The sequence below is a fragment of the Phenylobacterium sp. genome, assembly GCF_044236515.1.
In the GTDB taxonomy this organism is placed as follows: domain Bacteria; phylum Pseudomonadota; class Alphaproteobacteria; order Caulobacterales; family Caulobacteraceae; genus Phenylobacterium.
In genome coordinates this window covers 1-3,620 of record NZ_JBIIGK010000225.1, presented here as the reverse complement: position 1 = coordinate 3,620, position 3,620 = coordinate 1, and the positions used below count along the sequence as shown (strand labels likewise).

The window sequence follows — 3,620 nt, the reverse complement described above, 5'->3', positions numbered from 1 at the left end:
TCGGGACCACCTGGGACCCGCAGATCGCCATGCGCGCCGACCAGGTGGCGGCCAAGGGCGCGTTCGGCGCCGTGCCGCTGTTCGCCGGCACCTTCCTGATCATGCTGATCGCCATGACGGTCGCCGCGCCGGTCGGTCTCCTGTCGGCGATCTACCTGTCCGAATACGCTGGCCGCACCACCCGGGCGGTGGTCAAGCCGTTGCTCGAGGTGCTCGCCGGGGTGCCCACCGTCGTCTACGGCTTCTTCGCCGCCCTGACCGTCGGGCCGCTGTTCCGCGGGTTCTTCAACGGCCTCGGCGAACAGCTCGTGGGTGGCCCGTTCCACGGGCTTGGCCTTTACCTCGCTCAGGTCCAGAACCAGATGGCCCTGGTCGCCGGCGCGGTGATGGGGATCATGCTGATCCCGTTCGTTTCCTCACTGTCCGACGACATCCTCAACGCCGTGCCCCAGTCCCTGCGCGACGGCAGCATGGCGATGGGCGCGACCCGCTCCGAGACCGTCAAGCGCGTCGTCCTGCCCGCCGCCCTGCCCGGGATCATGGGCGCCCTGCTGCTGGCTGTCTCCCGCGCTGTCGGCGAGACGATGATCGTCACGATGGCCGCCGGCCTGCAAGCCCGCATGACCCTTAATCCCCTGGACACCGTGACCACGGTGACGGTGCAGATCGTCACCCTGCTGACCGGCGACCAGGAGTTCGACAGCCCCAAGACCCTCGCCGCCTTTGGCCTCGGCCTGGCGCTGTTCACCGTCACCCTCGTGCTCAACGTGGTCGCCCTGCGGGTCGTGCAGAAGTACCGGGAACAATATGACTGACGCCGCCCCCTCCCGCGCCGTTCAGCGCCGCAGCGAGCTCGAGCGGCGCCTCAAACTGCGCCGCGCCCGTGAGACGCGGTTCATGTGGTACGGCCGCACCGCCATCTTCGTGGCCCTGGCCTTCCTGGCCGTCCTGCTCGGCCGCATCGGTCTGCAGGGCTACACCACCTTCGTCGACTACCGCATGACCGCCGAGGTCTACATCGATCCGGCCCGGGTCGACGCCGCCGACCCGACTGGCGCCAACTACGACCTGCTGGTCGCCCAGGCGATCCTCAAGAAGGTCGGCGAGCGCGACGACGAGTTCGGCCGCGCCTCGGGCCTGATGATGCAGCTCGTCTCCAACGACATGGGCTTCAAACTGCTGGAGCAGGTGCGCGACAACCCGGGTCTGATCGGCCAGACGCTGAAGGTCGAGGGCCCGGTCCGCGCCGACGCCGCCCTCTACTTCAAGGGCGAGATCCAGCGCTCGACGCCGCCGGACAGCCGCAAGCTGAACGACCGCCAGCTCGACTGGCTCGACAAGCTGGAAGCCCAAGGCGCGGTCAGCTCCGGCTTCAACACCCACTTCTTCACCCGCTCCGACTCGACCGAGCCGGAACAGGCCGGGGTGCTCGGCGCCCTCGTCGGCTCGCTGCTGATGCTGCTGGTCACCGCCACCCTGGCCGTGCCGATCGGCGTCCTGGCGGCGGTCTACCTGGAAGAGTTCGCGCCGAAGAACCGCTGGACCGACCTCATCGAGGTCAACATCAACAACCTCGCCGCCGTGCCCTCCATCGTCTACGGCCTGCTCGGCCTGGCGGTGTTCATCAACTGGCTGGCGGTGCCGCGCTCCTCGCCGCTGGTCGGCGGTCTGGTGCTGGCGCTGATGGCGCTGCCGACGGTGATCATCGCCACCCGCGCGGCGCTCAAGGCGGTGCCCCCCTCGATCCGCGAGGCCGCCCTGGCCATGGGCGCCTCGCGCACCCAGACGGTGTTCCACCACGTCCTGCCGCTGGCCATGCCCGGCGTCATGACCGGCGCCATCCTCTCCCTGGCCCACGCCCTGGGCGAGACGGCGCCGCTGCTGATGATCGGCATGGTCTCCTTCGTGCCCGGCGTGCCGGCCGCCCTGACCGACGCCGCCACCGTCCTGCCGGTGCAGGTGTTCATCTGGGAGAACGCCTCGGAGCGGGCGTTCCACGAGCGCACCGCCGCCGCCATCATCGTCCTCCTCGTCTTCATGATCGTCATGAACCTCGCGGCCATCCTGGTCCGCCGCCGGTTCGAGCGCCGCTGGTGAAACCTATGAACATGACCCCCCACATCGAGGTGAACACCGCCTCGGCCCGCGCCCCGACCGGCGAGGTCAAGATGAAGGCCCGCGACGTCAGCGTCTTCTACGGCGACAAGCAGGCGCTGTTCGACGTCTCGCTCGACGTGCCGGCCCGGGCCGTCACTGCCCTGATCGGTCCCTCCGGCTGCGGCAAGTCGACCTTCCTGCGCTGCATCAACCGGATGAACGACAGCATCCCGGGCGCGAAGGTCTCCGGCTCGATCGAGATCGACGGCGAGGACGTCAACGACCGCGGCCTGGACCCCGTCCTGCTGCGCGCCCGGGTCGGCATGGTGTTCCAGAAGCCGAACCCGTTCCCGAAGAGCATCTTCGAGAACGTCGCCTACGGCCCGCGCATCCACGGCCTGGCGACCTCGCAGTCCGAACTCGAAGGCGTCGTCGAGACCTCGCTGAAGCGCGCCGGCCTGTGGGCCGAGGTCGCCGACCGCCTGCACCAGCCGGGCACCGGCCTGTCCGGCGGCCAGCAGCAGCGGCTGGTCATCGCCCGCGCCATCGCCGTCCATCCCGAAGTGATCCTGATGGACGAGCCCTGCTCGGCGCTCGACCCGATCGCCACCGCCCGCGTCGAGGAGCTGATCGACGAACTGCGCGAGGAATACTGCATCGTCATCGTCACCCACTCGATGGCCCAGGCGGCCCGGGTTTCGCAGGTGACGGCCTTCTTCCACCTCGGCAAGCTCGTGGAGTCGGGCGCCACGGACGAAATCTTCACCAACCCCCGGGACTCGCGCACCCAGGACTACATCACCGGCCGGTTCGGCTAAGGGGAGGCGGCGATCATGAACGAGCACATCGTCAAGTCGTACGAAGACGAGCTGAACACCCTCACCGCCGAATGCGCGCGGCTCGGCGGCCTGGCCGAGGCGCAGGTCGCCGACGCCATCAACGCCGTGGTCAAGCGTGACCAGAGCCTGGCCTCCGCCGCCATGGAGCGCGACGACCAGCTCGACGTGCTGCAGCAGGACATCGAGCGCAAGGCCATCCGCCTGATCGCTCTGCGCCAGCCGATGGCCAACGACCTGCGCCGCACCGTCGCCGCCATGAAGATCGCCGGCGAGCTGGAGCGGATCGGCGACCTCGGCAAGAACATCGCCAAGCGCACCCTGGTGATCGTCGAATCCGAGCCGATGGCTCCCCTGACCCGCTCGCTGGAGCGGCTGGGCAAGCTGGTCGCCGCCCGCCTCAAGGCGGTGCTTGACGCCTACACCCGCTCGGACGCCGAGCGCGCCGTCGCCGTCTGGTCGCAGGACGACGAGGTCGACGAGCACTACAACAGCCTGTTCCGCGAACTGCTCACCTACATGATGGGCGATCCGCGGACGATCACCGCCTGCGCCCACATGCTGTTCGTGGCCAAGAACCTCGAGCGCATCGGCGACCACGCCACCAACATCGCCGAGATGGTCTGCTACGAGGTCACCGGCGAGGAGATGGCGAACCGCCCCAAGACCGACGCCTTCCAGGCCTGA

General features: G+C 68.9%; 4 protein-coding genes. All 4 read left to right on the top strand.

Features of this window, described 5'->3' with window-relative positions:
* Nucleotides 1-815 (top strand): phosphate ABC transporter permease subunit PstC (pstC, locus tag ACILRF_RS15380; protein ID WP_395674434.1); only part of this gene is annotated, 815 nt, incomplete at its 5' end.
* On the top strand, nucleotides 808-2,097 hold the full coding sequence (gene pstA, locus ACILRF_RS15375) for a phosphate ABC transporter permease PstA (protein ID WP_395674432.1): 1,290 nt from the start codon (nucleotides 808-810) through the stop codon (nucleotides 2,095-2,097). The genes pstC and pstA, both read left to right, overlap by 8 nt.
* 5 nt (nucleotides 2,098-2,102) lie before the next feature.
* Entirely contained in the window at nucleotides 2,103-2,915 is an 813-nt protein-coding gene (gene pstB, locus ACILRF_RS15370) for a phosphate ABC transporter ATP-binding protein PstB (protein WP_395674430.1), read from the top strand.
* Between the two features lie 15 nt (nucleotides 2,916-2,930).
* Complete coding sequence (gene phoU / locus ACILRF_RS15365) at nucleotides 2,931-3,620, top strand: phosphate signaling complex protein PhoU (protein ID WP_395674428.1); 690 nt, start codon at nucleotides 2,931-2,933, stop codon at nucleotides 3,618-3,620.